Annotated in this window: 25 protein-coding genes and 1 tRNA gene; 13 read left to right on the top strand and 13 right to left on the bottom strand. The window is 66.2% G+C overall.

Annotated elements, in window-relative coordinates; translation table 11 throughout:
* The first annotated feature begins 52 nt into the window (after window positions 1-52).
* The gene (locus tag WD184_02190) at window positions 53-1048 is read left to right on the top strand and encodes a GNAT family N-acetyltransferase (GenBank protein MEX0825558.1); all 996 of its coding nucleotides are present in this window, start codon (window positions 53-55) and stop codon (window positions 1046-1048) included.
* 30 nt (window positions 1049-1078) lie between these two features.
* Here the strand turns inward: WD184_02190 and WD184_02185 are convergent, their stop codons facing one another.
* Entirely contained in the window at window positions 1079-2488 is a 1410-nt protein-coding gene (locus WD184_02185) for a septum formation family protein (protein MEX0825557.1), read from the bottom strand.
* Window positions 2489-2513: 25 nt separating this feature from the next.
* On the opposite strand from WD184_02185, the gene WD184_02180 reads away from it, so the two are divergent.
* Both WD184_02180 and WD184_02175 read left to right on the top strand, forming a co-directional pair.
* On the top strand, window positions 2514-3563 hold the full coding sequence (locus tag WD184_02180) for an alpha-hydroxy acid oxidase (GenBank protein MEX0825556.1): 1050 nt from the start codon (window positions 2514-2516) through the stop codon (window positions 3561-3563).
* Between the two features lie 150 nt (window positions 3564-3713).
* Window positions 3714-4424 (top strand): hypothetical protein, encoded by a 711-nt coding sequence (locus tag WD184_02175; protein MEX0825555.1) that lies wholly within the window; start codon window positions 3714-3716, stop codon window positions 4422-4424.
* Between the two features lie 22 nt (window positions 4425-4446).
* Here the strand turns inward: WD184_02175 and hflX are convergent, their stop codons facing one another.
* The 4 genes from hflX to WD184_02155 all read right to left on the bottom strand — a co-directional run bounded on the left by hflX (window position 4447) and on the right by WD184_02155 (window position 8722).
* Window positions 4447-5739: a GTPase HflX gene (gene hflX / locus WD184_02170; GenBank protein MEX0825554.1), complete on the bottom strand. Its 1293-nt coding sequence runs from the start codon at window positions 5737-5739 to the stop codon at window positions 4447-4449.
* A 154-nt stretch (window positions 5740-5893) separates the two neighbouring features.
* Complete coding sequence (locus tag WD184_02165) at window positions 5894-7687, bottom strand: ABC transporter ATP-binding protein (GenBank protein ID MEX0825553.1); 1794 nt, start codon at window positions 7685-7687, stop codon at window positions 5894-5896.
* A gap of 50 nt (window positions 7688-7737) precedes the next feature.
* Window positions 7738-7827, bottom strand: a tRNA-Sec gene (locus WD184_02160).
* Window positions 7828-7912: 85 nt separating this feature from the next.
* Complete coding sequence (locus WD184_02155) at window positions 7913-8722, bottom strand: ion channel (GenBank protein MEX0825552.1); 810 nt, start codon at window positions 8720-8722, stop codon at window positions 7913-7915.
* A gap of 223 nt (window positions 8723-8945) precedes the next feature.
* Between WD184_02155 and WD184_02150 the strand changes: the two genes are divergently transcribed.
* Entirely contained in the window at window positions 8946-9563 is a 618-nt protein-coding gene (locus WD184_02150) for a helix-turn-helix transcriptional regulator (protein ID MEX0825551.1), read from the top strand.
* Between the two features lie 14 nt (window positions 9564-9577).
* Window positions 9578-10501 carry a D-2-hydroxyacid dehydrogenase gene (locus tag WD184_02145; protein MEX0825550.1) on the top strand — a complete coding sequence of 308 codons (924 nt, stop codon included), beginning with the start codon at window positions 9578-9580 and terminating at the stop codon, window positions 10499-10501.
* A 105-nt stretch (window positions 10502-10606) separates the two neighbouring features.
* Here the strand turns inward: WD184_02145 and WD184_02140 are convergent, their stop codons facing one another.
* Window positions 10607-11935, bottom strand: a complete 1329-nt coding sequence (locus WD184_02140) for an NAD-dependent malic enzyme (GenBank protein MEX0825549.1) — start codon at window positions 11933-11935, stop codon at window positions 10607-10609.
* A 125-nt stretch (window positions 11936-12060) separates the two neighbouring features.
* Here WD184_02140 and WD184_02135 point away from each other — a divergent pair, with 125 nt between their 5' ends.
* From WD184_02135 to WD184_02105, 7 genes are all read left to right on the top strand, one after another.
* Window positions 12061-12906 carry a thioredoxin family protein gene (locus tag WD184_02135; GenBank protein ID MEX0825548.1) on the top strand — a complete coding sequence of 282 codons (846 nt, stop codon included), beginning with the start codon at window positions 12061-12063 and terminating at the stop codon, window positions 12904-12906.
* Window positions 12907-13047: 141 nt separating this feature from the next.
* Window positions 13048-14133, top strand: a complete 1086-nt coding sequence (gene coxB, locus WD184_02130; GenBank protein ID MEX0825547.1) for a cytochrome c oxidase subunit II — start codon at window positions 13048-13050, stop codon at window positions 14131-14133.
* Window positions 14130-15989, top strand: coding sequence for a cytochrome c oxidase subunit I (gene ctaD / locus WD184_02125; GenBank protein ID MEX0825546.1), 1860 nt, complete (start codon window positions 14130-14132; stop codon window positions 15987-15989). Before coxB ends, ctaD begins: the two co-directional genes overlap by 4 nt.
* Complete coding sequence (locus WD184_02120) at window positions 15986-16588, top strand: cytochrome c oxidase subunit 3 (GenBank protein ID MEX0825545.1); 603 nt, start codon at window positions 15986-15988, stop codon at window positions 16586-16588. The genes ctaD and WD184_02120 overlap by 4 nt, the downstream gene beginning before the upstream one ends.
* A 2-nt stretch (window positions 16589-16590) precedes the next feature.
* On the top strand, window positions 16591-16887 hold the full coding sequence (locus tag WD184_02115) for a cytochrome C oxidase subunit IV family protein (GenBank protein ID MEX0825544.1): 297 nt from the start codon (window positions 16591-16593) through the stop codon (window positions 16885-16887).
* Between the two features lie 7 nt (window positions 16888-16894).
* Window positions 16895-17725 (top strand): cytochrome c oxidase assembly protein, encoded by an 831-nt coding sequence (locus WD184_02110; GenBank protein ID MEX0825543.1) that lies wholly within the window; start codon window positions 16895-16897, stop codon window positions 17723-17725.
* Entirely contained in the window at window positions 17722-18027 is a 306-nt protein-coding gene (locus tag WD184_02105; protein MEX0825542.1) for a hypothetical protein, read from the top strand. Before WD184_02110 ends, WD184_02105 begins: the two co-directional genes overlap by 4 nt.
* Window positions 18028-18163: 136 nt before the next feature.
* Here WD184_02105 and WD184_02100 read toward each other — a convergent pair whose 3' ends face one another.
* The 4 genes from WD184_02100 to WD184_02085 form a co-directional block, all read right to left on the bottom strand.
* Entirely contained in the window at window positions 18164-18871 is a 708-nt protein-coding gene (locus WD184_02100; GenBank protein ID MEX0825541.1) for a hypothetical protein, read from the bottom strand.
* An 8-nt stretch (window positions 18872-18879) separates the two neighbouring features.
* Window positions 18880-19053 carry a hypothetical protein gene (locus WD184_02095; protein MEX0825540.1) on the bottom strand — a complete coding sequence of 58 codons (174 nt, stop codon included), beginning with the start codon at window positions 19051-19053 and terminating at the stop codon, window positions 18880-18882.
* A gap of 114 nt (window positions 19054-19167) precedes the next feature.
* Window positions 19168-19557, bottom strand: coding sequence for a DUF2237 domain-containing protein (locus WD184_02090; GenBank protein MEX0825539.1), 390 nt, complete (start codon window positions 19555-19557; stop codon window positions 19168-19170).
* A 30-nt stretch (window positions 19558-19587) separates the two neighbouring features.
* Entirely contained in the window at window positions 19588-20010 is a 423-nt protein-coding gene (locus WD184_02085) for a VOC family protein (GenBank protein MEX0825538.1), read from the bottom strand.
* Window positions 20011-20118: 108 nt separating this feature from the next.
* Here WD184_02085 and WD184_02080 point away from each other — a divergent pair, with 108 nt between their 5' ends.
* The gene (locus tag WD184_02080; GenBank protein MEX0825537.1) at window positions 20119-20808 is read left to right on the top strand and encodes a hypothetical protein; all 690 of its coding nucleotides are present in this window, start codon (window positions 20119-20121) and stop codon (window positions 20806-20808) included.
* Between the two features lie 10 nt (window positions 20809-20818).
* Here the strand turns inward: WD184_02080 and WD184_02075 are convergent, their stop codons facing one another.
* The 3 genes from WD184_02075 to WD184_02065 form a co-directional block, all read right to left on the bottom strand.
* Window positions 20819-21595 carry a hypothetical protein gene (locus WD184_02075; protein MEX0825536.1) on the bottom strand — a complete coding sequence of 259 codons (777 nt, stop codon included), beginning with the start codon at window positions 21593-21595 and terminating at the stop codon, window positions 20819-20821.
* 317 nt (window positions 21596-21912) lie between these two features.
* Complete coding sequence (locus WD184_02070) at window positions 21913-23025, bottom strand: LCP family protein (protein MEX0825535.1); 1113 nt, start codon at window positions 23023-23025, stop codon at window positions 21913-21915.
* Between the two features lie 48 nt (window positions 23026-23073).
* Window positions 23074-25101: a thioredoxin domain-containing protein gene (locus tag WD184_02065; protein MEX0825534.1), complete on the bottom strand. Its 2028-nt coding sequence runs from the start codon at window positions 25099-25101 to the stop codon at window positions 23074-23076.
* Window positions 25102-25365: the final 264 nt, after the last annotated feature.

Below are 25365 nucleotides of genomic sequence, written 5' to 3'. Positions count from 1 at the left end.
GCGCGGAAGGCGGAAGGCGGAAGGCGGAAGGCTCCCTGTATCCTCCACGCCGATGCCCAGCCTTCCTGAACCAATCGACCGCGTCCGCTTCCGTCACTTCGGGGGCGATGACGACTTAGTTGGCATGGTCGCGGTGCTCTCTGCCGCCAAGCGGGCCGACGGAGTGGACCGCACCGACACGGTCGAGACCATGCGGAACGTCTACAGCAATCTCAACAACTGCGATCTCGACACCGACCTCTTGATCGCCGAGACGGACGACGGCATCGTCGGCTACTTCCGGGTCACCTGGTGGATCGAAGAGGCGACCCGGGTGCGGGTGCTGGTCCATGTGGGATGGGTGCATCCGGCAGTCCGCGGGCTCGGGGTGGGCACCACGATGCTCGAGTGGTCTGAGGCGCGCCTTCGGGAGATTGCCGCCGAAAAGCCCTACGACGCGGGAACCACCGTGTTCGAGTCGTGGTTCGACGACGGCGAGGTCGTCCGGCGGGAGGCGCTCCAGGCGGCCGGTTACGCCCCTACCGAGATGTATGCCGAGATGACCCGGCCGCTCGACGAGCCGATTCCCGACCTGCCCTTGCCCGATGGTCTCGAACTCCGCCCGATGTCCATCGACGACGCCCGCAGGGTGTGGGAGGCCGATCAGGAAGCATTCCGGGATCACGTCGGCTACTCCCCGGGCACCGAAAACGATTACCGCGAGTTCCTCGGGGGCCACTACTGCAAGGATCCCTCGTTGTGGAGGGTCGCTTTCGAGGGCGATCAGATCGTCGGCATGGTCCTCAACTACATCGACCACGACTCGAACAAGGAGTACAGCCGCAAGCGCGGATACACCGAGAGCATTTCGGTGCAACGCCCGTGGCGCGGCAAGGGCGTGGCCCGGTCCCTGATCGCCGAGAGTATGCGGATGTTTCGTGGCATGGGAATGACGGAGGTGGCCCTGGGCGTGCACACCACCAACCCCACCGGCGCCTTTCGCCTGTACGAAGGCCTGGGCTACAAGGTGGTCGCGACCAGCAGGGAGATGCGCAAGGCGTTCGAGTAGCGCTGCCCGTTGTTGGGCTTCGTCTCTCGGCTACCCGCCGATCGCCACCGGGGCGAACATCGGGTAGCCGGTGGGGGCATCGAGAGCGAGCAGCGATTGGTCGGAGCCGTCCCAACGCATCACCCAGATCTGGGTGGCTCGGTGACGGTACGACTGGAACGCGATGTACTCGCCGTCACGAGACCAGGTCGGGTACTCGTCGTCGCCTGGGTGGTCGGTGAGCGCGACCTGGCCCGAACCGTCGGCGTTCATCACCCAGATGTCGAAGTTGCCCGAACGGTCGGAGGTGAACAGGATCTCGGTCCCGTCGGGCGACCAGGCCGGGTCTCCGTCGAAAGCGAGGTTGTTGGTCAACTGGCGAACATCGGTGCCGTCCGAGTTCATGACGAAGATGTCACTGTTGCCATCGGTCCGCCGCCGAAAGGCGATCTGGGTGCCATCTGGCGACCAGGTAGGCGACGAGTCGCGATCTTCGAATTCGGTGAGTCGGGTGACCACCCCACCCGCATCGAGGTCGATTACATAGATCTCGAATTCGTCGCTTTCCCGATCGGAGATGAACGCGACCTTGGTGTCGACCGGTGCGATCACCGGCCGATCGTCGCTCCCCTCCGCCTCGAGGAGGGGCAGGACGCCCTCTTCGTCCACGAGAGCCAGGAACAGGTCGCTGTCACCCCCTGCGCCGATCGCGGCGAACGCCACCGCGCTGCCGTCCGGCGCCCACGATGGTTGAGAGCTCAGAGTGCCGGTGGCCTCTCCGGAAGTCAGATTCCGCGTCAATTCGCCGGTGGTGCCATCCATCAGCCACACGTCGAGGACGCCATCGACCTCGGCAAGCACCGCGAGGGTTTCGCCATCGACCTGAAGCGAGCCGCTGAAAGTGGTCCCGAGGAGGGGCTCGTCGGAATTCACGGCACAAACCGCCTGACGCGCTCCGGCGGCCCAGTCGGCCTCGTCGGGCCATACCACGAAGGCCGAAAGGAGCGTTTCGCCGAGGGGTCGGCCCAGATGACCTTCGAACGCGGCGTCACACCCAGCGGTCGCCGAGTCATTGACCGCCTCTTCGCCGGGGTATGAACCGCCGGCACCGGGAGCGATGTCCACCAGTGCGGCGACTTCGTTGTCATGGGCGGCTTCGCAAGGGACGATTGCCGGAGGTGTGGAGAAGTCGAAGTCGTCGCCGTTGAAGACACTGTCGAAGCAGATGCCGGCGGCGAGATCGTCGAACCACGTCCCCTGCCCGGGCGCGGCGCTGCTCGTGGTGGTGGAGGCGGTTCCAGCCCCAGTGGTGACGGTGGTGGACCCCGTGCCCCCACCGCAGGCGGTGGCGAGGACCATCAAGGCCATGAGTGCGGCTGCTCTGCGGATGTCGGCCTCCCTCGTGAGTCGGCAGAGGCTACCTGTCCGATAGGGCTTGGCGGCCGCGCCGCCTCGGCGCATGGTCCAGGCCGGTAGCCTCGCCCGAATGGATTCCGCTGCACTCGAGACGCGAGCGCGCCAGGTGCTCGACCGGGCGGCCTACGAGTACTTCGCCGGCGGGTCCGACGACGAAGTCACGCTTCGCGACAACGAGGCGTCGTGGCAGCGGCTGCGGCTGATTCCGCGCGTCATGCGGGATCTGTCCTCGGTGTCCATCGAGCAGACGTTGTTCGGTAACCAGATGGCTGCTCCGATGCTTGTCGCCCCCATGGCGTTTCAGCGGATGGCGCACCCCGATGGCGAGGTGGCCACTGCTCGAGCCGCTCATTCGGCCGGCATCCCAATGGTCATCTCGACGATGTCGACCGTGACCCTGGAGGACATCGCGGCGGCAGTCGGTGACTCGCAACGATGGTTCCAGTTCTACCTCCATCGCGACCGCGGTCTCAGCCGTCGGCTGCTCGAGCGTGCCGAGGGGTCGGGATGTACTGCGGTGGTGCTCACGGTCGACGTTCCGGTGGTGGGGCGGCGGCGCCGGGACGAAACGAATCGGTTTCAGCTCCCCGACGGCATCACGGTCGCCAATCTCGAAGCCTCTCTCGAGAGCGGCGGAGGCTCGGCCCTGTCTGAGTACTCCGACGCTGCATTCGAGCCATCGTTGACACCCGACCTCCTCGAATGGATCGCCGGTGTCACCGCTTTGCCGCTGCTGGTCAAGGGGGTTCTGCATCCAGACGACGCGGTCGCGGCCGTCGAAGCGGGTGCCGCCGGCGTGATCGTGAGCAATCACGGGGGACGCCAACTCGATGGTGCGATTGCGTCGGCGGACGCTCTTCCCGCCATCGCCGACGCCATCGGCGGGCGGGTACCGCTGCTGGTGGACGGCGGAATCCGTAGTGGCACCGACATCCTCAAGGCACTCGCCCTTGGGGCGACCGCAGTCCTGGTGGGCCGGCCCGTGCTGTGGGGTCTGGTCGTGGGCGGGGAGCACGGGGCGGCGGCGGTGCTTGAGGAACTGGCCCAGGAGCTGACCCGGGCGATGACGCTGTGCGGGGCCAAGACGGTCGGCGACATCGAAAGGTCCCTGATCGCGTAGCCGGGCGGCCTTCCGCCATCCGCCTTCCGGCGGGCACGAGTCGGCTCCTTTCTTGCTGGAGCCGGAGCAGGAGCAGGAGCCGGAGCCGAGGCCGAGCGAAGCGAGGCCTCCTGCGGTACCTTTCAGGCACCAATCTGGAGGGATCCGCCCATGGAGGACATCGACTTCACCCCGGTACAGCACAAGACGTGGGCTGAGCTGTACCGTCGGCAGCTACCGAAGATCCGCAAGCATGCCTGCTCGGAGTACATCACCGGATTCGACCTGCTCCAACTCCCCGCCGACGAGATTCCGAGCCTCGATTACCTCAACTCGAAGATCACCCCGGCGAGCGGCTGGACCATCGTCCGCACGGATACTCGCTACACCGACAGCGACGAGTGGTACCGCTACTTCGATCGCAAAGAGTTCCTCATCACCAACTACATGCGGTCATGGGAGGAGCTCGATTGGACACCGGAGCCCGACATGTTCCATGACATCTTCGGCCACCTTCCGTTCTTCATGCTCCCCGAGTACGCCGCGCTGCAGGAGATGTTCGCTCCTGCCTATCTGGCGACCGATGACTCGGAGGAGAAGGAGAACATCAAGCGGCTCGCGTGGTACTCGACCGAGTTCGGGATGAAGCGCGAGGACGGCGAGCTCAAGGTGTTCGGCACCGGCTTGATGTCAGGGGGCGACGAATTCACCCGCGCGGCCGAGGGAAAGATGGACTACCACGACTTCACCGTCGAGAACGTGGTGGGTCACGACAAGGTGATGTACGAGCAGCACACCGAGCTGTACGTGGTCGGCTCGCTGGACAGCCTCAAGGCCGAGCTGGCACGGTTCTTCGACCCCATCCTCGAACGAGCGTCCTGACCGTCATTGGTGGACGGCGTGACTAATCGAACGACCCGGCGTAGCGTTTCGGTATCCGGGCCTTCACCCGGGTTCCTGCGGGCTCGTGGGACTCCGACACGATGTCGCCGATCCGGTGGATCAGATCGACCAGGTCACCACGTTCGAAGGGGATGAGCACCTCGACGTCGATCCGGTCGAGAGATAGCGTCACGTCGAGCGCCTCGAGCAGGGCATCGATTCCGGTTCCCCGGGTCGCGGCAACCGGCACGGCACCGGGATGACGGGCGAGGAGCCGGTCCACTGCAATCGGTGACGCGATATCGATCTTGTTGAGCACCATCATTTCCGGGATCTGATGCGCCTCGATCTCCTGCAGGGTCGCCCGGACGGCGGCGATCTGGCGCTCGGGGTCGTCCGCGGCCGCGTCGACCACGTGGACCAGCAAGTGGCTGCCGACCGTTTCCTCGAGCGTCGAGTGGAACGCGTCGACCAGTCCATGGGGAAGGTCGCGCAGGAAGCCGACGGTGTCGGATACCACCACCTCGCGGCCGCTGGGCAATTCGAGCCGCCGCACCGTGGCATCCAGGGTGGAGAACAGCCGGTCCTCGACGAGTACTCCGGCGTCAGTCAGCCGGTTGAGCAGGCTCGACTTGCCCGCGTTGGTGTATCCCACGAGAGCGACCGAAGGAACCTCTGACTTCATCCGGGCCTTGCGCTGGGTCGCCCGGACCACCTCGAGTTCCTCCAGTTCCACTTTGAGCTGGGAGATTCGGCGCAGCACCCGCCGCCGGTCGGTTTCGAGGCGGGTCTCGCCTGGGCCGCGGGTGCCGATTCCGGCGCCAAGGCGGCTCATCTCGACGCCCTTCCCGCGGAGGCGGGGGAGCAAGTAGTGGAGCATGGCGAGTTCCACCTGCGCCCGGCCGGCCTTGCTGGTGGCGTGCTGGGCGAAGATGTCGAGGATCAAAGCCACCCGGTCGACGACGTCGGTCCCGAAGATCTCCTGGAGATTGCGCTGTTGGATCGGGGACAGCTCCCCGTCCACGACCACCAGGTCGATGTCACTCGCCCGACCGATGTTCGCCAACTCTTCGGCCTTTCCCTTCCCGATGTAGGTGGCGGGGTCGGGTTTGGGACGCTTCTGCACCGCCCGCTCCACCACGATGGACCCGGCCGTGTCGACCAGTCGCTCGATTTCGTCCAACGACATGTCGACCCCTGACGAGTCGCGCCCGTCGTCGAGGGCGACGATCAGGGTCCGCTGAACGGCGACCGTGACATCGGTGACGGTCGCAGTGAGCCGGCGCCGAGAGCGCCCAACATGTCGGTTGGTCATGTACGCATGTTCCCACGGGTGTGGACGGCTAGCGTCGCCGACCGCGATGCGCGATGCGCGACCGGCTGAACGCTTGGCGAGACTCTCACCGCTCTCTTGCGGGAGGCGGGAGGCGGGAGGCGGGAGGCGGGAGGCGGAAGGCATGAAGGCTGCTTCAGCCTTCATGCCACCTCACTGCCTCACCCGTCTGCACATCCCACAGAGCGCGGTAGATCCGGGAGTTGGCGAGCAACTCGTCGTGCGTGCCCACTTCGGCTACCCGGCCGTCGTCGAGCACATAGATGCGGTCGGCGTGGCGGATGGTGGAGAGGCGGTGGGCGATCACGACAGTTGTTCGGTCGAGGGAGATCCGCTCGAGGGACCGTTGGATCGCCGCTTCGGTCTCGTTGTCGACGGCCGAGGTCGCTTCGTCGAGTACCAGGATCGGCGGGTCGACCAACACCGCGCGAGCGATCGACACGCGCTGGCGTTGGCCGCCGCTCAGCTTCTGGCCGCGCTCGCCGACGATGGTGGCGTAACCCTCGGGGAGGCGGGTGATGAATTCGTGGGCCTCGGCGATTTCGGCGGCTGCCCGAATCTCATCGTCGGTGGCTTCGGGCCGCCCATAGGCGATGTTGTCGCGCACGGTTCCGTGGAACAGGAACACGTCTTGGCTCACGAGGCCGATCGCCCGTCGCAGGTCCCGGGCCTTGAGGTTGCGCAGATCGTGCCCGTCGACCGTGATCCGCCCCGAGTCGACGTCGTAGAAGCGGAGCAGCAACTTCACGAGGGTCGTCTTGCCCGATCCGGTGGCTCCGACGAAGGCGGTGGTTCGTCCCGCCTCGGCCGCCACGTTGATGTCGTTGAGGACGCGGTGGCCCGCCTGGTAGGCGAAGGTGACCCCGTCGAAGTGGAGGTCGCCCTTGACCGTCTCGCGGGGGAGCGGTCGATCGCCGTCCTGGAGACGCGGTCGAGCGTCGACGACGTCGAGGATGCGGTTGGTGGACGCCATGGCCCGCTGGTAGAGGTCGAATGTCTCGCCGAGGCGGGTCAACGGCCACAGCAGGCGCTGGGTGAGGAACACCATCACGCTGTAGGCGCCGACTTCGAGGCCGCCCTCGAGCGCCCGGAAGCCGCCCCAGACCAGGGTGGCGGTGAACCCGACCAGGATCACCACGCGGATCAGTGGGGAGAAGGCGCTCGACAAACGAATCGCCGACCGGTTGGCGTGGCGGTATCGCTCGCTCTCCTGTTCGATCCGGCGGACGCTGTCGTCCTCTGCGGTGAATGCCTTGATCGTCGAGATGCCGCCGAGGTGATTGGACAATTCCGCGTTCACCGCCGCCGCCCGCTCCCGCACGTCGGCGTACCGCGGCTCTAGCAACCGCTGGAACCGGAACGATCCCCACAGGATGAATGGGATCGGGAGGAACGCCAGCCAGGCGATGCCGGGGGCCAGGTAGAAGAAGATCGCCCCGATGAGCACCACGGTGGTCAGCACCTGGAGGATCTCGTTGGCGCCACGGTCGAGGAAGCGCTCGAGTTGATTGACGTCGTCGTTGAGCACCGCCATCAGGTCACCGGTCGCCCGGTCCTCGAAGTAGCGGAGCTCGAGTTCCTGCAGCTGGGTGTAGGCGTCTATCCGAAGCTCGTGCTGGATGCTCTGGGCGAGGTTGCGCCAGGCGACCCCGTGCAGGTACTCGAAGAGCGACTCGAGCGCCCAGATGATGAAGGTGATCACGGCCAGCGCCACGATCTGAGAACGCGGCGTCTCGAACCCGAACGACGCCAGCACCGACCCCTCCTGGCGGACCACGATGTCGACCGCGGCGCCGATCAGCATCGGCGGAGCGATGTCGAAGGTCTTGTTGAGCACTGACCACGACGACGCCGCGATCACATCCCGGCGGTGCCCGGCGGCGTAGCGCCACAACCGGCGGAGGGGACGCTTTCGGATCGGCTGCTCCATGTTGGACCCGGCCTTCTTGCGACTTGCCACTTGCGACTTGCTACTCATCGCGGAGGCGCAAGGAATCGAACCCTGCGGGCCGATGAGGCCCGCCTCCGGTTTTGAAGACCGGGGAGCCCACCAGGCACTCGAACGCCTCCGCCGGGCACGCTATCCGGAATCCCCCTATGGGACAATGCGGTTGGCGGGTGGTCTCCGTGTCCGATGTCCGCCACCCGCTCGAGATCAGCCCTCGGGCTGGGGCGGGTGAGGGAGCCGGGCGAGGAAATCAGCCTTGCGCTCCTCGTCGAGCAGGTCCAGCGGGTTGAACGGCGCCGGGTCGAGCACATGGAGCATCGCCTCCCTGCTTGAAATCACCACCAGGTCCGGGGCGGCGTGCCTCATCAACTCGCTGTGGGGGTCGACGATCTCGACCACGATCAGCGCATGGGGGTTCAGAGCGCGCACGCGCGAAGCGATGTGCAGTGTTTTCGCGTCCGGGTCGGCGAAGCGGAGGTTGGCGAACACGAACACCATCACGGCGCCGGCGCAGTTGGCCTGGCGGAGAACCGAGGGGTTGATGGGGACGCCACGCACGAACCAGTGTTCTGGGTAGGGGTTGCGATCGACGAGGTCGGTTGTGATCACAACCGGGTAACCACGGAGTTCGGGCACCCGGGGGAGGCTCTGTACCAGCTCATCGGCGATGGCGGTGTACTCGCAAATCATGATGTGGCCCCCGAACCGGATCTGCGCGGTTCCGGCGCGGTGCCGGTCGATGACGCGGTGAGTCGACTCGACGATCATGGCGATCAGGTTCGTGAACACGAAGAAGCCGCTCACGATCGTCACGATGGCCACTATTCGCCCTCCCTCCGTAATGGGGACGATGTCGCCATAGCCGACAGTGGTGCTGGTGACCACCCACCACCAGATGACGTCGAACCAGGTCTCGATCTCGGGGTTGGTGCCCTTCTCGAAGATCCCGATCCCGACCATCGAGACGAGGAGGCTCCCGAAGGCAACGACAACGAGGAGCCGCATGCGCTGCCTCATTCGAGTCCGTCGCCCTCCTCGTGGGTTCCGCCAAGGTAGCGGCTCGACCGCCTGTTAATGCCTCTTCGGCTGACGCCTCATCGCGGTGTCGGCCGGGTCCCTGCCCAGCCGACCGTGGGGCCTTTGACCGTCCACTGCCTCACGCCGCCCGTGGTGTCTCGTTGCGGTTGACTCGACTACACACGGTGGTCGGGTTTCGTTTACGATGCCTCCTGTGGGAGTCATGAGATCGGTCCGGCCGCGGTTCGGGCAGGCCTTGCGCGCGCGGCGTTTCGACTTGGGGTGGACCCAGGCGCGCCTCGCCGCGGCCCTGGGGGTTCGTCCCTCCGACGTCGCCAGATGGGAGCGAGCGGAATCCCTTCCGCCCGCCGCCACGATCAGAGCAGCCGCCCGAGTGCTGGGCGCAAGTCCCGAATTGGCCCGATCATGGCTCGAGGAGGTCGGTGAGGCTCCGGCGGCGACGGTCGGGGAGATCTCGGTCCGCCTCTTGACCTCGGTACTCCCCGCGGATCCCTTCCAAGGACCGACCCCCGGTCCGCAGGCGATCCAGGAGATCATCGACCTTCGCGACCGGCCCGCCGCACCGGAGAAGACCGTGGTGGTTCGTCCGGCGCCCACCGGGGTGGTGTTCCCCGGCCGGGCGGAGGCCGTGGTGTACTCGTCGGCACCGCTCGACCCGGCAGCGCAGGCGCCTTCGGCGGGCCGGGTGGCCTTGACCTCGGCTGCGCTGGTCGCGCTGGGTGCCGTGCTCTGGTGGGCATTCGGCCAATTGGGAACCGGGCTCTCGGCGCTGTTCGACCTATTCGGCGGTCCTCCTGATACCGGTCCGTTCGGCGGCTGATTAGTTTCCAGGGGATGGAACCGATTCGATTGGTCGTGGGACCCCTGGGAGGCTCCGGCGTTGCCGAAGCCGTCGCAGCCGTGCCCGGCACCAATCCCCTGATCGTGCGGTCGGCCGACCAGATGCCGGCCTCCCTCGGCGAAGCCGAGGTGGTGGTCGCATTTCGCTGGTCAGACGACTGGCTGATCCCGTCGCTGCGCTGGGTGCAGTCGGTGTCGGCCGGCACCGATCAGTTCCCGCTCGATCTGCTGCGCTCCAAAGGCGTGGTGCTCACCTCGGCGCGGGGGATCCATGAGACGCAGGTTTCAGAGCATGCCCTCGGACTGTTGTTGGCGATGACGCGGGGAATCGCCACTGCGGCGACCAACCAGGCAACCCGGACCTGGGTGTGGTCCGAGGTGACCGAACTCAGCGGCAAGACCCTCGGGGTGCTCGGCCTCGGAGTCATCGGCGAGGGAGTGGCCCGGCGCGCCCGGGCCTTTGGAATGCGAGTGATCGGTACCAAACGGAATCCGTCGTCCTACGAGGGAGTGGCCGAGAAGGTGTTCGGTCCCGAAGGGACCCTGGAAGTGTTCCGGGCCGCCGACGCCGTCGTCATCACGCTCCCCGGAACGGCCGAGACCGAGCATCTCGTCGGTGCGGCGGAACTGGAGGCGCTCAGCGGCGGTTGGCTGGTCAACGTCGGCCGGGGATCGGTGATCGACACCGGCGCGCTGATCACCGCGATGGGCGACGGGCGGCTCAAGGGGGTGGCGCTCGACGTTTTCGACCAGGAGCCACTCCCGCAGGATTCCCCCTTCTGGGACCTGCCAGGCGTGCTCGTCTCCCCCCACCTTGCCGGGCTGTCGCCACGTTACGGCGAGCGCCTCGCCGCCCTCTTCGAACGTAACCTGGCCGCGTATCGCGGAGAAGCGGAGTGGGTGAATAGGGTGGTCTGAAGGGACCGCCTTCGGCGGTCCGCAATTCGCGATGCGCGATGCGCAAACGGTTGAACAGGGGTTGAGACCCTGACCCGGTCTTGCTGAGGGCGGAAGGCGGAAGGCCTATCCGGCTGCTTCAGCCACTCTCTTTGCCACCTCGGCATGAACCGCTCTATCGAGGGCATCGGGGAGGAGGTCGGCTCCGGTGGCGAGCGATGAGAGGGCCTCGGCGGCTGCCCGCTTCATGGCGGTCGTGATGGAGGAAGCACCGGCGTCGAGGGCCCCGCGGAACAGGCCGGGATAGGCGAGCACGTTGTTGACGATCGATCCGTCGGCGGCGATCGCGGCCCCGCCGGCAAGCGCCTCGTCGATGGCGATCTCTGGCTCCGGGTTGGTGAGTGCCACGACTACCTGTCCCTTTCGAACCTTGCTCGCTTCGAGGAGCCCTGGCACCCCTGACGTGAGCACCAGGACGTCGGACCCGGCCACCACCTTGTCGAACCCACTCGGGTCCGCGGTGGCCCTGGTCGGCGCCCGGCATTCGCCTCCCGCCTGATCGAACCGCTCCACTGCTGCCTGGTTCGGGTCGAATGCCGAGACGAGGCTGAATGGAAGGGACGCCGCCAGCACGGCGATTGCCGAGCCTGCCGCCCCCAGGCCCACCTGGCCGAAGGTCATCGATTCGATCGGCCGGTCGAGCAGGCGCACTGCGGAAAGGACCGCGGCCAACACCACCACCGCGGTGCCGTGTTGGTCGTCGTGCAGCACCGGGATATCGAGCCGCTCGATCAGTTGCTGTTCGATGTGATACACACCGGGGCTGGCGATGTCCTCGAGATGGATGCCACCGAACCCCGGCGAGATCCGCACCACCGTCTCGATGATCTCGTCGGGGTCGGTGGTCCCGAGCACGATCGGCACCGCGTTCAGGTCCACCAGGCGGGAGTAGAAGAGCGCCTTGCCTTCCATCACCGGGAGGGCGGCGAGGGGACCGAGGTTGCCCAGGCCCAGTACCCGGGAGCCGTCGCTGATGACTGCCACCGTGTTGCGCCGCCAGGTGTAGCGATCGGCAAGACCGGGGTCGGCGTGGATCGCCTGCGCCACCCGGGCGACCCCGGGGGTGTACACCTGGCGCATGTCGAGCAGCGTCTCGACCTCCACGGTGGGGACCACCGCGATCTTGCCGCCCTCGTGCGCCGCAAAGACGCGGTCGATGCTGTGCTCGACGAGTTCGACGTCCGGTAACGCCTCGATAGCGACACGAATCCGATCGACCGCCTCGTCGCCGGGGGCGATCACGGTGACGTCACGCACGTTGTGGTCGCGGGTGATCGACAGCGTTTCGATCTCGCCGATGTGGGCGCCCTGCTCCCCGATGGCCGCCAGCACTTTGGCGAGCGTCCCCGGCGTGCGCCGGGTGCGGATGCGGAAGACCTCGTCTCGTTCGATCACGCTCGCGAGTATCGCGGGTCTTGGACTGGCAACTGGCAATTGGCGAATGGCGGTTGGCAAGAAGCTCGATGTGAATGCTGTCATGCAATCTCTTGTCGCTGCCCCTGGGTTACTCTCCGCGGGCCATGCGCCGAATCGTGCTTGCCCTCCTCTTGATCATCGTTGCCTGCGGGGACGACGCCGTCTCGACCACCGCCCCTGCCGCGGCTTCACCGTTTCCGGAGGGGGCCTTCGCCTTTGCGGCATCAGAGAACCTCGGGGTGGGGGAGGAGAGGCTGCTGGTGGCGGTCGCCGACGTTGCCGGTGCCAGGCTCCCTTCGCCGACCATTCCAGTCACGATCTCCGTCTGGCCCGAAGGCGACGAAGCCTCGGCCCAGGCGGTCGCCGGTACCTTCACCTGGGTGATCCCCGAAGTGAGCGGCCTGTATCGGGCGACGTTCGAGTTCGACCAGCCCGGCACCTGGATCGTCCGCCTGACCCCCGATGGTGCCGAGCCTCTCGAGACGTTTCCGGTGACCGTCCACGCCGACCACCCCGTGCCGGCGGTGGGGGAGGCGGCGCCGCAGTCGGACACCCCGACCGCCGACGATGCCCCGCTCGCCGAGATCAGCACCGATCCCGAGCCCGATCCGCGGTTCTACACCCTGAGCATCGCCGAAGCGGTCTCGAATGGGCGTCCTACGGTCATCGTCTTCGCCACCCCGAAGTTCTGCCAGACAGCAGTGTGCGGCCCCACTCTCGACCTCGTGAAGGAGATCGTCGCCGATCACCCCGACGTGGACTTCGTCCATGTGGAGATCTACACGAATCTCGACGACGCCCAGAACCTCGAACTGGTGCCCGCGGTCTTGGAGTGGGGTCTGACGTCCGAGCCCTGGGTCTTCGTAGTCGACGCCGCGGGCATCGTCGTGGCACGGTTCGAGGGAGTGGTGGCGCCCGAAGAGATCGCCGCCGCCCTCAGCGGATCCTGAGCCCCCGAAGTGGTTTTGCCGAGCGTTCGGACTGGGGACTGGAGACTGGAGACTGGCGGCTGGAGCCGGTTACCATTCCGGCCGCTCAGTCGGAGGACCGGAGGGACTCCCCTTGATGGCGATGAATCGGGTAGCCGCGTGATGGAGAGATCGCGTCTCCGGTTGTCGCTGCTGGCTGGATCCATCGTGGCTATGGCGGTCAGCGCGTGCTCCTCCGACGACCCCACCGATCTCGGCTCGATCGTCGAAGGCGACTTCCCCCAGAATTCGCTCAATCCCGCCGGCCCGCAGGCCCGGCAGATCGACGACCTGTTCTGGCTGGTCTTCTGGATCGCGGTCGTCGTGTTCGTGCTCGTGATGGTCGCCCTGCTCGTTGCCCTGGTCCGTTACCGACACCGGGAAGGATCGGACCGACAGGTCCGGCAGGTTCACGGCAACACGAAGCTGGAGATCCTGTGGACGATCATCCCGGTCGTGATCCTTGCCGTCATCGCGGTGCCGACGGTCGCCACGATCTTCGATCTGCGGGAGGAGCCGCTGCCGGAAGAGAACGCTCTCATGGTCGAGGTCATCGGTCATCAGTGGTGGTGGGAGTTCCGCTATCCCGAATATGGATTCAGCACGGCCAACGAGATGCACATCCCCACCGATCGGCCGGTCTACCTGTCGATGACCTCGGTGGATGTGATCCACTCGTTCTGGGTGCCCCAGCTCAACGGGAAGCGGGACGTGGTCCCCGGGCGGACCACCCATCTCACCCTGCAGGCGGACGAGCCGGGGGTCTATCTGGGCCAGTGCGCCGAGTTCTGTGGCCTCGCCCATGCCGACATGCGCCATCGGGTGTTCGCCCATGAAGAGGCGGAGTTCCATGCTTGGGCGACGGCTCATGCCCAGCCGGCAGTCATTCCTACCGAGGGCCTCGCCGGCGAGGGTTGGGAGACGTTCCAGGTGATTTGTTCCGCGTGCCATGCCATCGATGGCACCAGCGCCTCTTCGCAGTTGGCGCCGAACCTGACCCATTTCGCGTCGCGGACCTCGTTCGGCGGTGCGACCTTCGCCAACAATGAGGAGCATCTGCGCGAGTGGCTCCGTAACCCGCCGGGCATGAAGCCGATGGACCCGGACCGCAACGACCTGGCCGCCGGTCGAATTCTGGGGATGCCCGACTTCGGGCTCACCGAGGAGCAGATCGACGGCCTGATCGCACTCCTGGAGACGTTGAAGTGAGCGAGGAGACCCAGATGGCCTCGACGGATCACACCGCCCATCGGGGCGGGGCGTGGGGTTGGATCACCTCCACCGATCACAAGAAGATCGGCATCCTCTATGGCGTCTCGGCAATCATGTTCTTCCTGATTGGTGGAGTCGAGGCGCTCCTGATCCGCACCCAGTTGGCCCTCCCCAACGGCGACGTGCTGTCGGCGGACGCCTACAACCAGATGTTCACGATGCACGCCACCACGATGGTGTTCCTCGTGGTCATGCCGGCCGCGGCGGCCTTCACCAACTACTTCCTCCCACTGCTGCTCGGGGCGCGCGATGTCGCCTTCCCCCGACTCAATGCGCTCTCGTACTGGATCTTCTTCTTCGGGGGGCTGTTCCTCACCATCTCGTTCTTCGTTGGGGGAGCGCCGGATGGCGGGTGGTTCGGGTATGCCCCGCTCAGCACGCAGGTCTCCGAGGTGGTCCGAATGGACTACTGGGCTCTGGGGTTGCTGATACTCGGCCTGGCCTCGGTGCTGTCAGCCATCAACTTCATCACCACCGTGTTCACCATGCGCGCTCCGGGGATGACCCTGATGCGGATGCCGGTATTCGCCTGGATGGCATTCGTCGTGGCCTTCTTGCTGCTCTTCTCGCTCCCGATCATCACCGTCGGCCTGTTCCAGGTATTCCTCGACCGAAACCTGGGCACCCTGTTCTTCTCGGCTGCGGGCGGTGGCGATCCAGTGCTGTGGCAGCACCTGTTCTGGCTGTTCGGCCACCCGGAGGTCTACGTGCTCATCCTTCCGGCGATGGGCATCGTCTCCGAGGTGCTGCCGGTGTTCTCGGGTAAGCCCCTGTTCGGTCGCTCCTTCGTGATCTTTTCGGGCATCGCCATCGGCTTCATGGGCTTCGGCGTGTGGGCGCACCACATGTTCACCAGCGGCCTCGGCCCGGTGGCGGAGGCGGCTTTCGCGCTGACGACGATGTTCATCGGGGTGCCGACCGGGGTGAAGATCTTCAACTGGCTAGGGACGCTCTGGGGAGGTTCGATCAGGTTCAAGACACCGATGCTGTTCTCGCTGGGCTTCATCGCCATGTTCGTCATCGGCGGCCTCTCCGGGGTCACCCACTCGATAGTCCCCGCCGACACCCAGCAGCACGACACCTACTACGTGGTCGCCCACTTCCACTACGTGCTCTTCGGCGGCGCCATCTTCGGCTTGTTTGCCGGCGTCTACTACTGGTGGCCCAAGATCACCGGCCGATTGCTCCACGAGGGCTGGGGCAAGCTCCATTTCTGGACGATGTTGATCGGCTTCAACCTCACTTTCGCCCCGATGCACGTCCTCGGGCTGGCGGGGATGCCCCGGCGGACGTATCGGTACCCGGAGGGGCTGGGATTCGAGTTCTGGAACTTCGTGGCCACGGTCGGGTCGTACTTGATCGCCGTCTCGATCCTTGTCTTCCTGTGGAACTGGTGGCGCAGCCGTCACCACGGCGAGGTGGCGGGGAACGACCCTTGGAACGGGCGCACCCTCGAGTGGACCATCCCGTCGCCCCCGCCGCACTACAACTTTGCCACGGTGCCCACCGTGCATTCTGAGGATTCCTTTTGGCACGACAAGTACCGCGAGGACGAGGCGGGCAATGCGGTACCGGTGGCAGCGGCTCCGACGACCACCGCCGCCGAGGAGGACATCCACATGCCGTCGCCTTCGTACTACCCGGCGCTGACCGGATTCGGGATGTTCATCGCCCTGATGGGCTTCGTGTACCTCCCCGTCGGCTTGGTGGCGGTGGCGGCTGGGCTCATGGTGACGATGTGGGGTCTGTTCGGGTGGGCGATGGAGCCGCTGACCAGGGAGCCCCACGAATGAGCGCCGTTACCCATACCGATCCGGCCGAGCATGGCGCCCACCCACCTCTCCCGCATGTGCGCAAGGTGGCGATGTGGGCATTCCTTGGCTCGGAGTGTCTGTTCTTCGGCACCCTGATCTCCACGTTCCTTCTGTATCGGAATCGCACCGGCGACGGGCCGACGGCGGCCGAGATCTTCGACATCCCGTTCACCTCGATTTCGTCGTTCATCTTGCTGATGTCCTCCCTGACGATGGTGCTGGCCCACTACGCCTCGGAGCGCAAGGACTGGCGGCGCATGCGGGTGTGGCTGCTGGCGACGGCCCTCCTCGGCATGACCTTCCTCGCCGGCCAGGTCTTCGAGTTCACCGAGTTCGTCCACGAAGGCCTGACCGTCACCACCAGCCCGTTCGGTTCGGCGTTCTTCGTGATGACGAGCTTCCACGGGGCCCACGTGGCCGTCGGGGTGATCCTGTTGCTGGCGACGGCGTTCATGTCGTTCGGCGGCAAGCTCCGCGCCGACGGCGGGATGAACGTCGAGCTGGTGGCGCTCTACTGGCACTTCGTCGACATCGTCTGGATCGTGATCTTCACCGTCGTCTACCTGCTGCAGGTGTGACCATGAGCGAGAGCACCCACCGCCCCCATCCCAGGCCTCGGGACTATTGGAAGATCGCGGTGCTGCTGGCGGTGATCACCGCAGCCGAGGTGGCGGTCACCTACCTCGACGCGCTCGATGCCGTCGTCGCTCCGCTGCTGATCGCCATGGCGGTGGCGAAGTTCTGGCTCGTCGTCGCCTTCTTCATGCACCTTCGGTTCGAGGCGCCCATCTATCGCAACCTCTTCCTGATGGGGGTGATCGCAACGCCGATTCTGTTCGGTGTGGTGCTGTTCACCTTCGGCGTCCTCATCGGTTGATCACCTGATGGTCGCGCAGGCTGTCGGGCTGGACGCCTTCCCGTTCCATGTTCACTACGACGTGCTGGGTGTCATCGCCGGGCTCGTCGTCGGCTACGTCTACGGTTTGTGCCGCCTCGCCGCGAGGCATGCGCCACCGGGCGAACCGTCGGTGACCCGACGCCAGATCGCCTGGTTCACCACCGGCATCGTGTTGTTCGCCGCGGTGGAGACCTGGCCGATTCACGACATCGGCGAGGGCAGCCTCTACTCGTTCCACATGGTCGAGCACCTGGTGCTCGCGTTGATCGTTCCCCCCGCACTGCTGAAGGGGACGCCGTCGTGGCTGCTCCAGGTCGTGCTCCGGCCCCTGATGCCGGTGCTGCGCGTGCTCACCCGGCCGATGGTGGCGCTCCTTGCGTTCAACGGCGTGCTCGCCTTCATGCACTCCCCGGCGGTTGTCGAGGCGATGCTGTCGAGCGAACCCGTCCACTTTCTGCTCCACGCCGCCCTCCTCGGGACTGCCGCAATGATGTGGTTCCCCGTGCTGGGGCCGATCCCCGATCTGCCCAAGCTGGCGCCTCTCATGTCGATGGGATACGTGTTCCTCCAGTCGCTGATCCCGACGATCCCGGCCTCGTTCCTCACTTTCGCCGACGAGCCGGTGTTCCCGGTCTACGAGACCTTGCCGCGATTGTGGGGCCTTTCGGTGCTCGACGATCAACTGATCGCCGGTCTGATCATGAAGATCGGCGGGGGCATCGTGCTGTGGACGGCGATTGCGGTGATCTTCTTCAAATGGGCATTCGAGGAGGAACGCGCCTCGGACGCCAGGCGCATCGAGATGTCCTCGCGATGAGGAACGGGCTCCTCATCCTGGTTCTGGTCACGGCACCTTTCACGGCGTGTTCCGGCGACGGGGGTCGGGTGACCGGGGTGCTCACCGCGGTCGACGGTGATCTGACGGGGGTCGAATCCTTCGAGATCCAATCCGGTGGAGAGCGCCTCCGCTTCGTCCCCGCCGACGGGCTCGACGTGTTCGGCGACGACGGCACCCCCCTCAGCCACCTGTTCGAGCACCTTCAGACTGGCGATCCCGTGCGAGTCACCTACCGCGTCGAGGGGGACGCGAGGGTGGCGACCCGGGTCGAGGATGGGTGAAAGCCACCAAGTCTCCAGTCTCCAGTCTCCAGTCTCCAGCAAGAACGGATGTAGTTCTCGTCGCGACCCCTCTCGGTGGGCGCGCTGGATTCTGTGTGGGGATTCTGACTGGGGACTGGGGACTGGGGACTGGGGACTACTTGCTTGGTCTGGTGGCGATGACGGCGCCGAGGAGAATCAGGGCGGCGACACCGCCGAAGACGATCAGGGCCACTTCGGCTTCCGATTCGAGGAGGACCCTGCTCAGCCCGTAGATGATGCCCGCGCCGAGCGCGATCCCCAGGGACGGGAGGCCCATCGCGGTCACTGCGTCCTTCATGAAGGCTGCGGGGCTACGGGGCCAGGCCTCGCCGCCGATGCCGAGAGCCTCGGTGCGTGAGATTCGTTCGACCGTCCCGCCGACGATCCCGCCGGTGATGCCTCCCGCGATCAGCGCGACCAGGGCCGCCCGGAAGGGAGACAAGCTGACGATCCCGAACGCGATGGAACCACCTGCACCCACCGCCGCCCGGGTGGCGGCGAATCCGATCGTGGCGCCTACTCCGGCGCCGATCAACGCCAAGGGGAGGGGGCTGAACCGGGGCTCGTCAGGGGCGGCCTCATGCCCTACGGCGTAGCCGATCAGCCCGAGAACCGTTCCACCGACCGCCCCGGCCACGGCCACCAGCAGGTACATCGCCCCCTGAGTGACCTGGAACACCGGAGTAGCCCCGCCGGAGCCATCGACGACCGCTCCCAGGCCGCCATCGAGAACTCGCGAAGCGGCGAGTGCGAGCACCCCCACGCCGAGCAGCGCCCCGACGAGCGATCCGATGAAGATGGCGAACAAGGTTCGACGGGGCACGTGGGTCCTCAGTCGTCGGCGTCGGCGGCGATGTTAGTTGGCGGGGCGGGTGGCTCCTGTTCCCGGCGGGTGCGGGCGCGCCGCTCCGCCCAACGGACCCACAGGATCACAGCAACGGCAGGAAGGGCGAGCAACAGAATCTCATCCCAACCCCCCTGATGAGCGACGAGACGAAGGGGCACGACAACCAGCGTACCGGCGGCAGTTCACCCGCTCCGGAATCCAACTCAAGCTCTTCGATCTGGCTGTGGCTGGGCTCCTATCTGGCAGGGGCCGGAGCCGGAGCCGGGGCTTCTCTACTCCATCCCCCTCAGGTCTTCAGGAACGTCGACTGCGTATTCGCTCAGGATCTCTAGAGGGATCATCTCGAGCACCGCCTCGTTGGTGGCGGCCAGTACCACCGGCGCCGCCACCCCGTCCTGGTGGGCCCTGGCCCAGTTCCGGGCGGTGACACACCAGCGATCTCCGGGGTTGAGGCCGGGGAAGTGGAATCGTGCCATCGGCGTGCTGAGATCGTTGCCGATCGATTTCTGGTGCTCGAGGAAGTCGTGGGTGACGACCGCGCAGATCGTATGGCTCCCCAGATCCTCAGGCCCGGTGTTGCAGGAGCCGTCGCGGTAGAAGCCGGTCAAGGGCTCGAATCCGCAGGGTTCGAGCGCGCCCCCGAGCACGTTCTTTTCAGTCATCAGGTCAGTATCGTCATCCGCCGAGGGCTCTCAGCTGGGCTGACCGAACATCCAGCGGTGGCCCTCAGGATCCTCAGCCGTGTAGACCCGGAACCCGTACCCGGAATCGGCGAGGGCGCGGACGATTGTCGCCCCGGCCTCCTGCGCCTGTGCGTAGTGGGCGTCGATGTCGTCGACCTGGACGAACACTCCGTCGATCACCCACGGATTGTCGAGCCAGCGTCGGGCGGGCTCACAGTGCTCGCCGTGACGCTTGGGGCCTTCGTAGTGGGGGTTGGGGGTCGCCAGCATCACCCGGTCGCCACCGAGTTCCAATTCGGCGTGGCCGAGCGACTCGTCGTCATTCACATAGCGTTGGCTCTCGTCCTCCTGAAACCCGAACGCCCCCTTCAGGAAGTCGATGGCGGCGAGGCCGTCTGCATAGGCGATCATCGGGACGATCCGCTGAGACATGGACACCCTCCAGTAGGGCCCACGATACCCACCGCGTCACGACCCGCCGGCACCGCGTTGACGCATTCGATCCCAGGGTGCGGCCGCGGTCCCTCGTAACCTCGCCCGGTGACGACCATTGGCTCCCTCAACGAGAAACCGCTGCACGCGGCCCTCAAGGACTGGTATCGACGCGAGGGCGATCTGATCGAGGCCCCCACCGAGGGCTTCGTGGTCGACCTGGTACGAGCCGGGGTCCTCATCGAGATCCAGACCGGGGGCTTCGCGGCAATGAGGCGAAAGTTCGACCGATTGCTCGACGGGCATTCGATGCGTCTGGTTCACCCGATCGCGGCCGTAAAATGGATCGTGAAGCTGGATGCTGAGGGCGGTGAGGTGGCTCGCCGGCGTTCCCCGAAGCGGGGAATCGTCGCCGATGTGTGCGCTCAGCTTGTGTCGTTCCCCACACTGTTGAGCCATCCCAATTTCGTGCTCGAGGTCCTCCTGACCGAGGAGGAGGAAATGTGGCGGCCGGACTCCACGAAGGGCTGGCGCAAGGGGGGTTTTGTGATCGAGGAGCGAAGGTTGGTCGACGTACTCGGCTCGACCGAGTTCGGCTCGCCGGGCGCCTTGCTGGCGCTGCTGCCGGATCACATGCCGAACCCGTTCACCACAAGGGATCTGGCGACCGGGCTGAAGCGCACGCGACATCTCGCCCAGGAGGTCGCGTATTGCTTGCGCGAAGCGGGGGTCATCAAATCGGTCGGGCGGGATCGGCGAGGTCACCTGTACCGGCTCCCATCGCGTCGCGGCGGCTAGCGCACCCTCGTCACGCGTCGGGGTCGGGGTCTGCGGTCTCGCAATGGTCCTTGGAGTAGATGCCCGTCACCAGGGCGTCGTCGGCCTGGGAGTCGACGGGGCCCCAGAGGAGGATGTCGCCGGCCTGGTTCTCGCGCAATTCAAAGACCAGTCCGCCGATGTCGTCGTTGACCACGTACTCGATCGCGAAACCCGCGTAGATGCTCTTGAGGTCGCCCACGGTGTCGCCCACCCGCAACCCCGAGAGGGTGGCGATGTCGGTGGTGGGTGAAGTGATTCCGCCGTAGCTGAGGTCGAGGCGATACGAGACGAAGTCGGCAGTGCCCTCCGGGCCGACGGAGGCGACTCTGAGCGGGCCCCAACTCACGATCCGCACCGAGTCGCCCGGGCACTCGCCGAATGTCCCGTCCCCGACGAAGAACCCCGTGTCATCGGTGGGCTGACCGTAGGTGGCGGCGAGTCGGCCGAGTACCTGATCGGAGTCCCGGCCGAACTCGAGCGGGCCGAGGGCGCTCGCCGCCATCTTGACCTCGCTGAGGAGGATGGGGTCGCCGATCGGGGTGATCGTTCCGCCCCCGGTCATGGGAATGGTGGTTTGACCGGGAATGGTGGTGCTCGAACCGTCATCCGGGAGGGTGGTCGACCCGTCGACGGGGAGGGTCGTCTCGGTCCCGGGCAGGGTCGTCGCGGTGGTCGACGTCGTTCCTGCGGTCGTGGACTCCCCGCCGAAGACGCCGAAGGTGATGATGCTCAGTGCGGCGAGCACCGAGGCAACGGCGGCGCCCACCAGCCACGGATTCGGCTGATCCCCTGAGGACCGCGGAGGACGCCCGCCCGGGCGCGGTTGACGCGGAGCAGGTGCGGCTTGCCGAGGTGCGGGGGTGCGCTGTTGTGGGCGCGGTGGCCTGGCCTGCGGAGCGGGTCCGCGGGCCTGTTGCGCAGGCGTGAAGTCGGGGTCGAAGGAGGGGAAGGGCTCCCCCCCGCCGGGCCCGGCTGGTGGCTGTCGTTCCACGGCTGACCTCTTCCCACCATCCTAAGGGTTGGCGTCGTTAAGTATCGGCTTCGCGAACCGGTCGGGCCACCTCCGGCGAGACCTTCCCTGGATCAGGAGAAGAGCGCCGCCGCACTCGGGTCGGCTTCGACGACCACTTCCTCGAATGACTTCGAAGGGACCAGCACGTATGCCCCGTTCGGATCGATGAAGTTGGCCACCGCCAGCACGGGACGCACGATCCGGGTCAGGTCGAGTGATCGCAGACTCCAGGCCGTGCCGATCGCCTCGCCGAGGGTGAGGCGATCGTCGATGGTGAAAGCCGCCGAGAGCTCCTCGACCAGTGCCGTCAGTTCCGAGATGTCGCGGAAGTCCTTGAGGCGGGCGAGCGCCTGGATGATCAGATCCTGCTGTCGCTGGCTCCGGGCAAGATCGTTGACCGATGCTTGGGTGCGCCACACGCCGTTGACCTGCTCCTGAGTCTTGCGGGACCGCACCCACGACAGGGCCATGTCGCCGTCGATCGTCGAGCACCCGGCCGGAATCTGGAGCTGGGTCGGAGTCACGTTGAGATCCCGGAGCGGGTGCTCGCTACACACCTCTGCGCCGCCCACGCGGTCGATGATCGCCCTGAACCCGTCGAAGTCGAAGACCGCGAAGTGGTCGATCTCGATACCGGTGAAGTCCTCGACTGCCACCGCGAGCTGCTCGGGACCGGTGGCGAAGTCGCCGCAGCCGTTGAGGTTGGCGTTGATCCGAGACAATCCACCGCTGCAGGGGTTGGGCAGGTAGAGGTCGCGGGGGATCGAGATGAGTAGCGGGTCACCTCCGTCGGCAGGCAGCACGAACAGCAGGATCACGTCGGCGCGGCGGCTGGCGCCGATCTCGGCTCGTTGGTCGCTGCCGATGATGAGGAACGCTTCGACGGCTTCGTTGACGCTGCGGGATCTCGCCCTGGCGTATGCGTCGGCCTCCTGGGCGAGTTCACCTTCGACGATCGGGCCGGGATCATCGGCGATGTCTTCATCAGGAATCGGCAGGTAGTCCACCCGCGCGGGATCGGTGCCTTCGAGAGCAGCCCGGGCGGCCGAGGGATCGAATCCGACCCGGTCGACGTCGGACCATGCCTTCCACAGGCGGAAGCCGGTCCACCCGAGGACCACCAGGACGCCGATGCCGAGGACGACACCGGCGCGACGCAAGTACCCGCCGGTTTCCTTTTCCATATGTCCCTGAATCTAGACCGGGCCGGTTATTGGGAAACCAAGGGATTGTTAGAAGTTTCTTTCAAGGGCGGCTTCGAGTGCACGGGGGTCGGTGGTGGGAGAGTCGCACACGAAGCCACGACAGACATATGCAGTGGCTACTTCGCCGATGACCGGACGATCGGCCAGCAGCGGAACGTCGGCGGTCGGCGATTCGGAGAACGCCAGAAAAATCTCGGGTCGGTAGCGGTCCCGCACGATCTGGGCGAGGCCGGTTGCTCCGGGGCCTACCAGGGCGATCTCGTATGGTGGAGCATGCTGGACCAGGGCGACACCGAGGAAGTGCCCGGCACCACCCGGGTATCGATCGATCAACCCGGACGCCCCCCGCAGTACCGCATCGACGCGATCCGACCAGGCCGGGTCGCCGGTGAAGGCGGCCATGTGCTGCATCGCCTCGGCGGCCAGCGAGTTGTCCGACGGCGTGGGGTTGTCGAACAGATTCTTTGGCCGGGCAATCAGCTCCTCGGCATCCGTGCCGGTGGCGAAGAAGAGGCCGTCGGCATCGTCGCGGAAGAGCCGGACCATCTCTTCGGTGAGATGGGCTGCCTCCCGGTACCACTGGACGTCGCCGGTTGCCTGAAACAGCGTGAACAGCGCCACCGCGCTGGCGGCGTAGTCGTCACAGAAAGCCGGGATGTCGCCCCTGCGCTGGCGCCGAGCGCGGATGAGGCGGCCGTCGGGCCGCCGCATCTCATCGAGAATGAAGCGTGCGGTCCTCTCGGCGGCTCGCAGGTAGTCGGGTTCGCCGAGCACCGTCCCCGCTTCAGCCAGGGCCGTGATCGCAAAGGCGTTCCAGGCGCAGACAGCCTTGTCGTCGAGCCCGGGCCGGATCCTGGTCGCTCTCACTGCTCGCAGGGAAGTCTCGGTTGCCGCCATCAAATCGGCAAGTTCCGTTGCCTCCAGGCCGAACTCGGCGGCGACCACTGCGGGTGCCTCTGCCTGATGAAGGATCGATCGACCCTCGAAGTTGCCCTCTTCGGTGACCCCGAGAACTCGCATCACCGGTCCGGCACCGTCACCAGCGGCTCGCGCCACCTCGTCGTGGCTGAAGACGTAGAACTTGCCCTCTTCGCCCTCCGAGTCGGCGTCCTCGCCCGACGCGAAGCCGCCGGCGGGGAGGGCGAGGTCCCGCAGCATGTACTCGATCGTGTCGCGCGCCACCGATTCGAAGAGGGGGTTCCCGGTCAGCTGCCAGGCCCGTGCATAGACCCGGGCGAGGAGGGCGTTGTCATAGAGCATCTTCTCGAAGTGGGGGACCAGCCATCGGGCATCCACCGAGTACCGAGAAAAGCCGCCCCCGATCCGGTCGTGGATACCACCATGCGCCATCGTCTGCAGCGTCTTCACGAGCATCTGCTCGGCTTGGGGCGCCCACGGCCGCCGGGCGGCCCGCAGCAGGAACTCGAGCGTCGGGCTCTGGGGGAACTTGGGGGCGGGACCGAATCCACCGTCTACCGGGTCGAATTGGGTGGCGAGGGCCTCGACCGCCCGTACGAGGGACTCGCGTCCAGGCCCCGCGTCTCCGGCCGGGATCTGCGGAGCGGCGATGGCCTGCCTCAATGCCGCCGCGTGCCCTTCCACCTCCTCGCGCTTGGTCACCCACGCGTCGGACACCGCCTGCAGTACCCGGGTGAACGAGGGCATCCCGCCGCGCTCGGTCTTGGGGAAGTAGGTGCCGGCGTAGAAGGGCTCTCCTGCCGGAGTGAGAAACACCGTCATCGGCCAGCCGCCCCTGCCCGACATCGTCTGCACCGCGTCCATGTAGATGCGATCGACGTCGGGCCGCTCCTCACGGTCGACCTTCACGTTCACGAAGAGGTCGTTCATCAGGGCCGCAGTCGCCTCGTCCTCGAAGGACTCGTGCGCCATCACGTGACACCAATGGCAGGAGGCATAACCCACCGACAACAGCACCGGGACCTCCCGCTGCTGCGCCTCGGCGAACGCCGCGGCACCCCACTCGTACCAGGCGACCGGGTTCCCCTGGTGCTGGAGCAGATACGGCGAGTTGGCCTCGGAGAGCCGATTGCGCATGGCACCGAGCCTAAGTGGTTGGCGAAAGGCAAAGTCGAGAGAGGGGCGAAGGGCGAAGGCCGGCCTTCGGCCGACCCGGCGAAACCGCGACGCTCACTCCGTGGTGCGGACACTGGCGGGCGACTCTTGCGGAAGGCGGAAGGCGGAAGGCGGAAGGCGGATGCTGGTTCGGAAAAACGCGAAAATGGGGGATTTTCTCGACGGATTGGGGGGTTCACAAGACCGGCGCACTGTGACATAGTGAGCGAGAGTTCCAGCTTGTGA

This window comes from Acidimicrobiia bacterium (assembly GCA_040878325.1).
Taxonomy (GTDB): Bacteria; Actinomycetota; Acidimicrobiia; order Spongiisociales; family UBA11373; genus JAUYIV01.
Note: the sequence above shows the minus strand (reverse complement) of the source record. Positions and strands in the feature narration are given on the sequence as shown.

Excerpts from the sequence above, each read along its gene's own strand:
- WD184_02190 (MEX0825558.1), top strand. The coding sequence starts at position 53 with ATGCCCAGCCTTCCTGAACCAATCGACCGCGTCCGCTTCCGTCACTTC.
- WD184_02185 (MEX0825557.1), bottom strand. The coding sequence starts at position 2,488 with ATGCGCCGAGGCGGCGCGGCCGCCAAGCCCTATCGGACAGGTAGCCTC.
- WD184_02180 (MEX0825556.1), top strand. The coding sequence starts at position 2,514 with ATGGATTCCGCTGCACTCGAGACGCGAGCGCGCCAGGTGCTCGACCGG.
- WD184_02175 (MEX0825555.1), top strand. The coding sequence starts at position 3,714 with ATGGAGGACATCGACTTCACCCCGGTACAGCACAAGACGTGGGCTGAG.
- hflX (MEX0825554.1), bottom strand. The coding sequence starts at position 5,739 with ATGACCAACCGACATGTTGGGCGCTCTCGGCGCCGGCTCACTGCGACC.
- WD184_02165 (MEX0825553.1), bottom strand. The coding sequence starts at position 7,687 with ATGGAGCAGCCGATCCGAAAGCGTCCCCTCCGCCGGTTGTGGCGCTAC.
- WD184_02155 (MEX0825552.1), bottom strand. The coding sequence starts at position 8,722 with ATGAGGCAGCGCATGCGGCTCCTCGTTGTCGTTGCCTTCGGGAGCCTC.
- WD184_02150 (MEX0825551.1), top strand. The coding sequence starts at position 8,946 with ATGAGATCGGTCCGGCCGCGGTTCGGGCAGGCCTTGCGCGCGCGGCGT.
- WD184_02145 (MEX0825550.1), top strand. The coding sequence starts at position 9,578 with ATGGAACCGATTCGATTGGTCGTGGGACCCCTGGGAGGCTCCGGCGTT.
- WD184_02135 (MEX0825548.1), top strand. The coding sequence starts at position 12,061 with ATGCGCCGAATCGTGCTTGCCCTCCTCTTGATCATCGTTGCCTGCGGG.
- coxB (MEX0825547.1), top strand. The coding sequence starts at position 13,048 with ATGGAGAGATCGCGTCTCCGGTTGTCGCTGCTGGCTGGATCCATCGTG.
- WD184_02120 (MEX0825545.1), top strand. The coding sequence starts at position 15,986 with ATGAGCGCCGTTACCCATACCGATCCGGCCGAGCATGGCGCCCACCCA.
- WD184_02115 (MEX0825544.1), top strand. The coding sequence starts at position 16,591 with ATGAGCGAGAGCACCCACCGCCCCCATCCCAGGCCTCGGGACTATTGG.
- WD184_02110 (MEX0825543.1), top strand. The coding sequence starts at position 16,895 with ATGGTCGCGCAGGCTGTCGGGCTGGACGCCTTCCCGTTCCATGTTCAC.
- WD184_02105 (MEX0825542.1), top strand. The coding sequence starts at position 17,722 with ATGAGGAACGGGCTCCTCATCCTGGTTCTGGTCACGGCACCTTTCACG.
- WD184_02090 (MEX0825539.1), bottom strand. The coding sequence starts at position 19,557 with ATGACTGAAAAGAACGTGCTCGGGGGCGCGCTCGAACCCTGCGGATTC.
- WD184_02085 (MEX0825538.1), bottom strand. The coding sequence starts at position 20,010 with ATGTCTCAGCGGATCGTCCCGATGATCGCCTATGCAGACGGCCTCGCC.
- WD184_02070 (MEX0825535.1), bottom strand. The coding sequence starts at position 23,025 with ATGGAAAAGGAAACCGGCGGGTACTTGCGTCGCGCCGGTGTCGTCCTC.
- WD184_02065 (MEX0825534.1), bottom strand. The coding sequence starts at position 25,101 with ATGCGCAATCGGCTCTCCGAGGCCAACTCGCCGTATCTGCTCCAGCAC.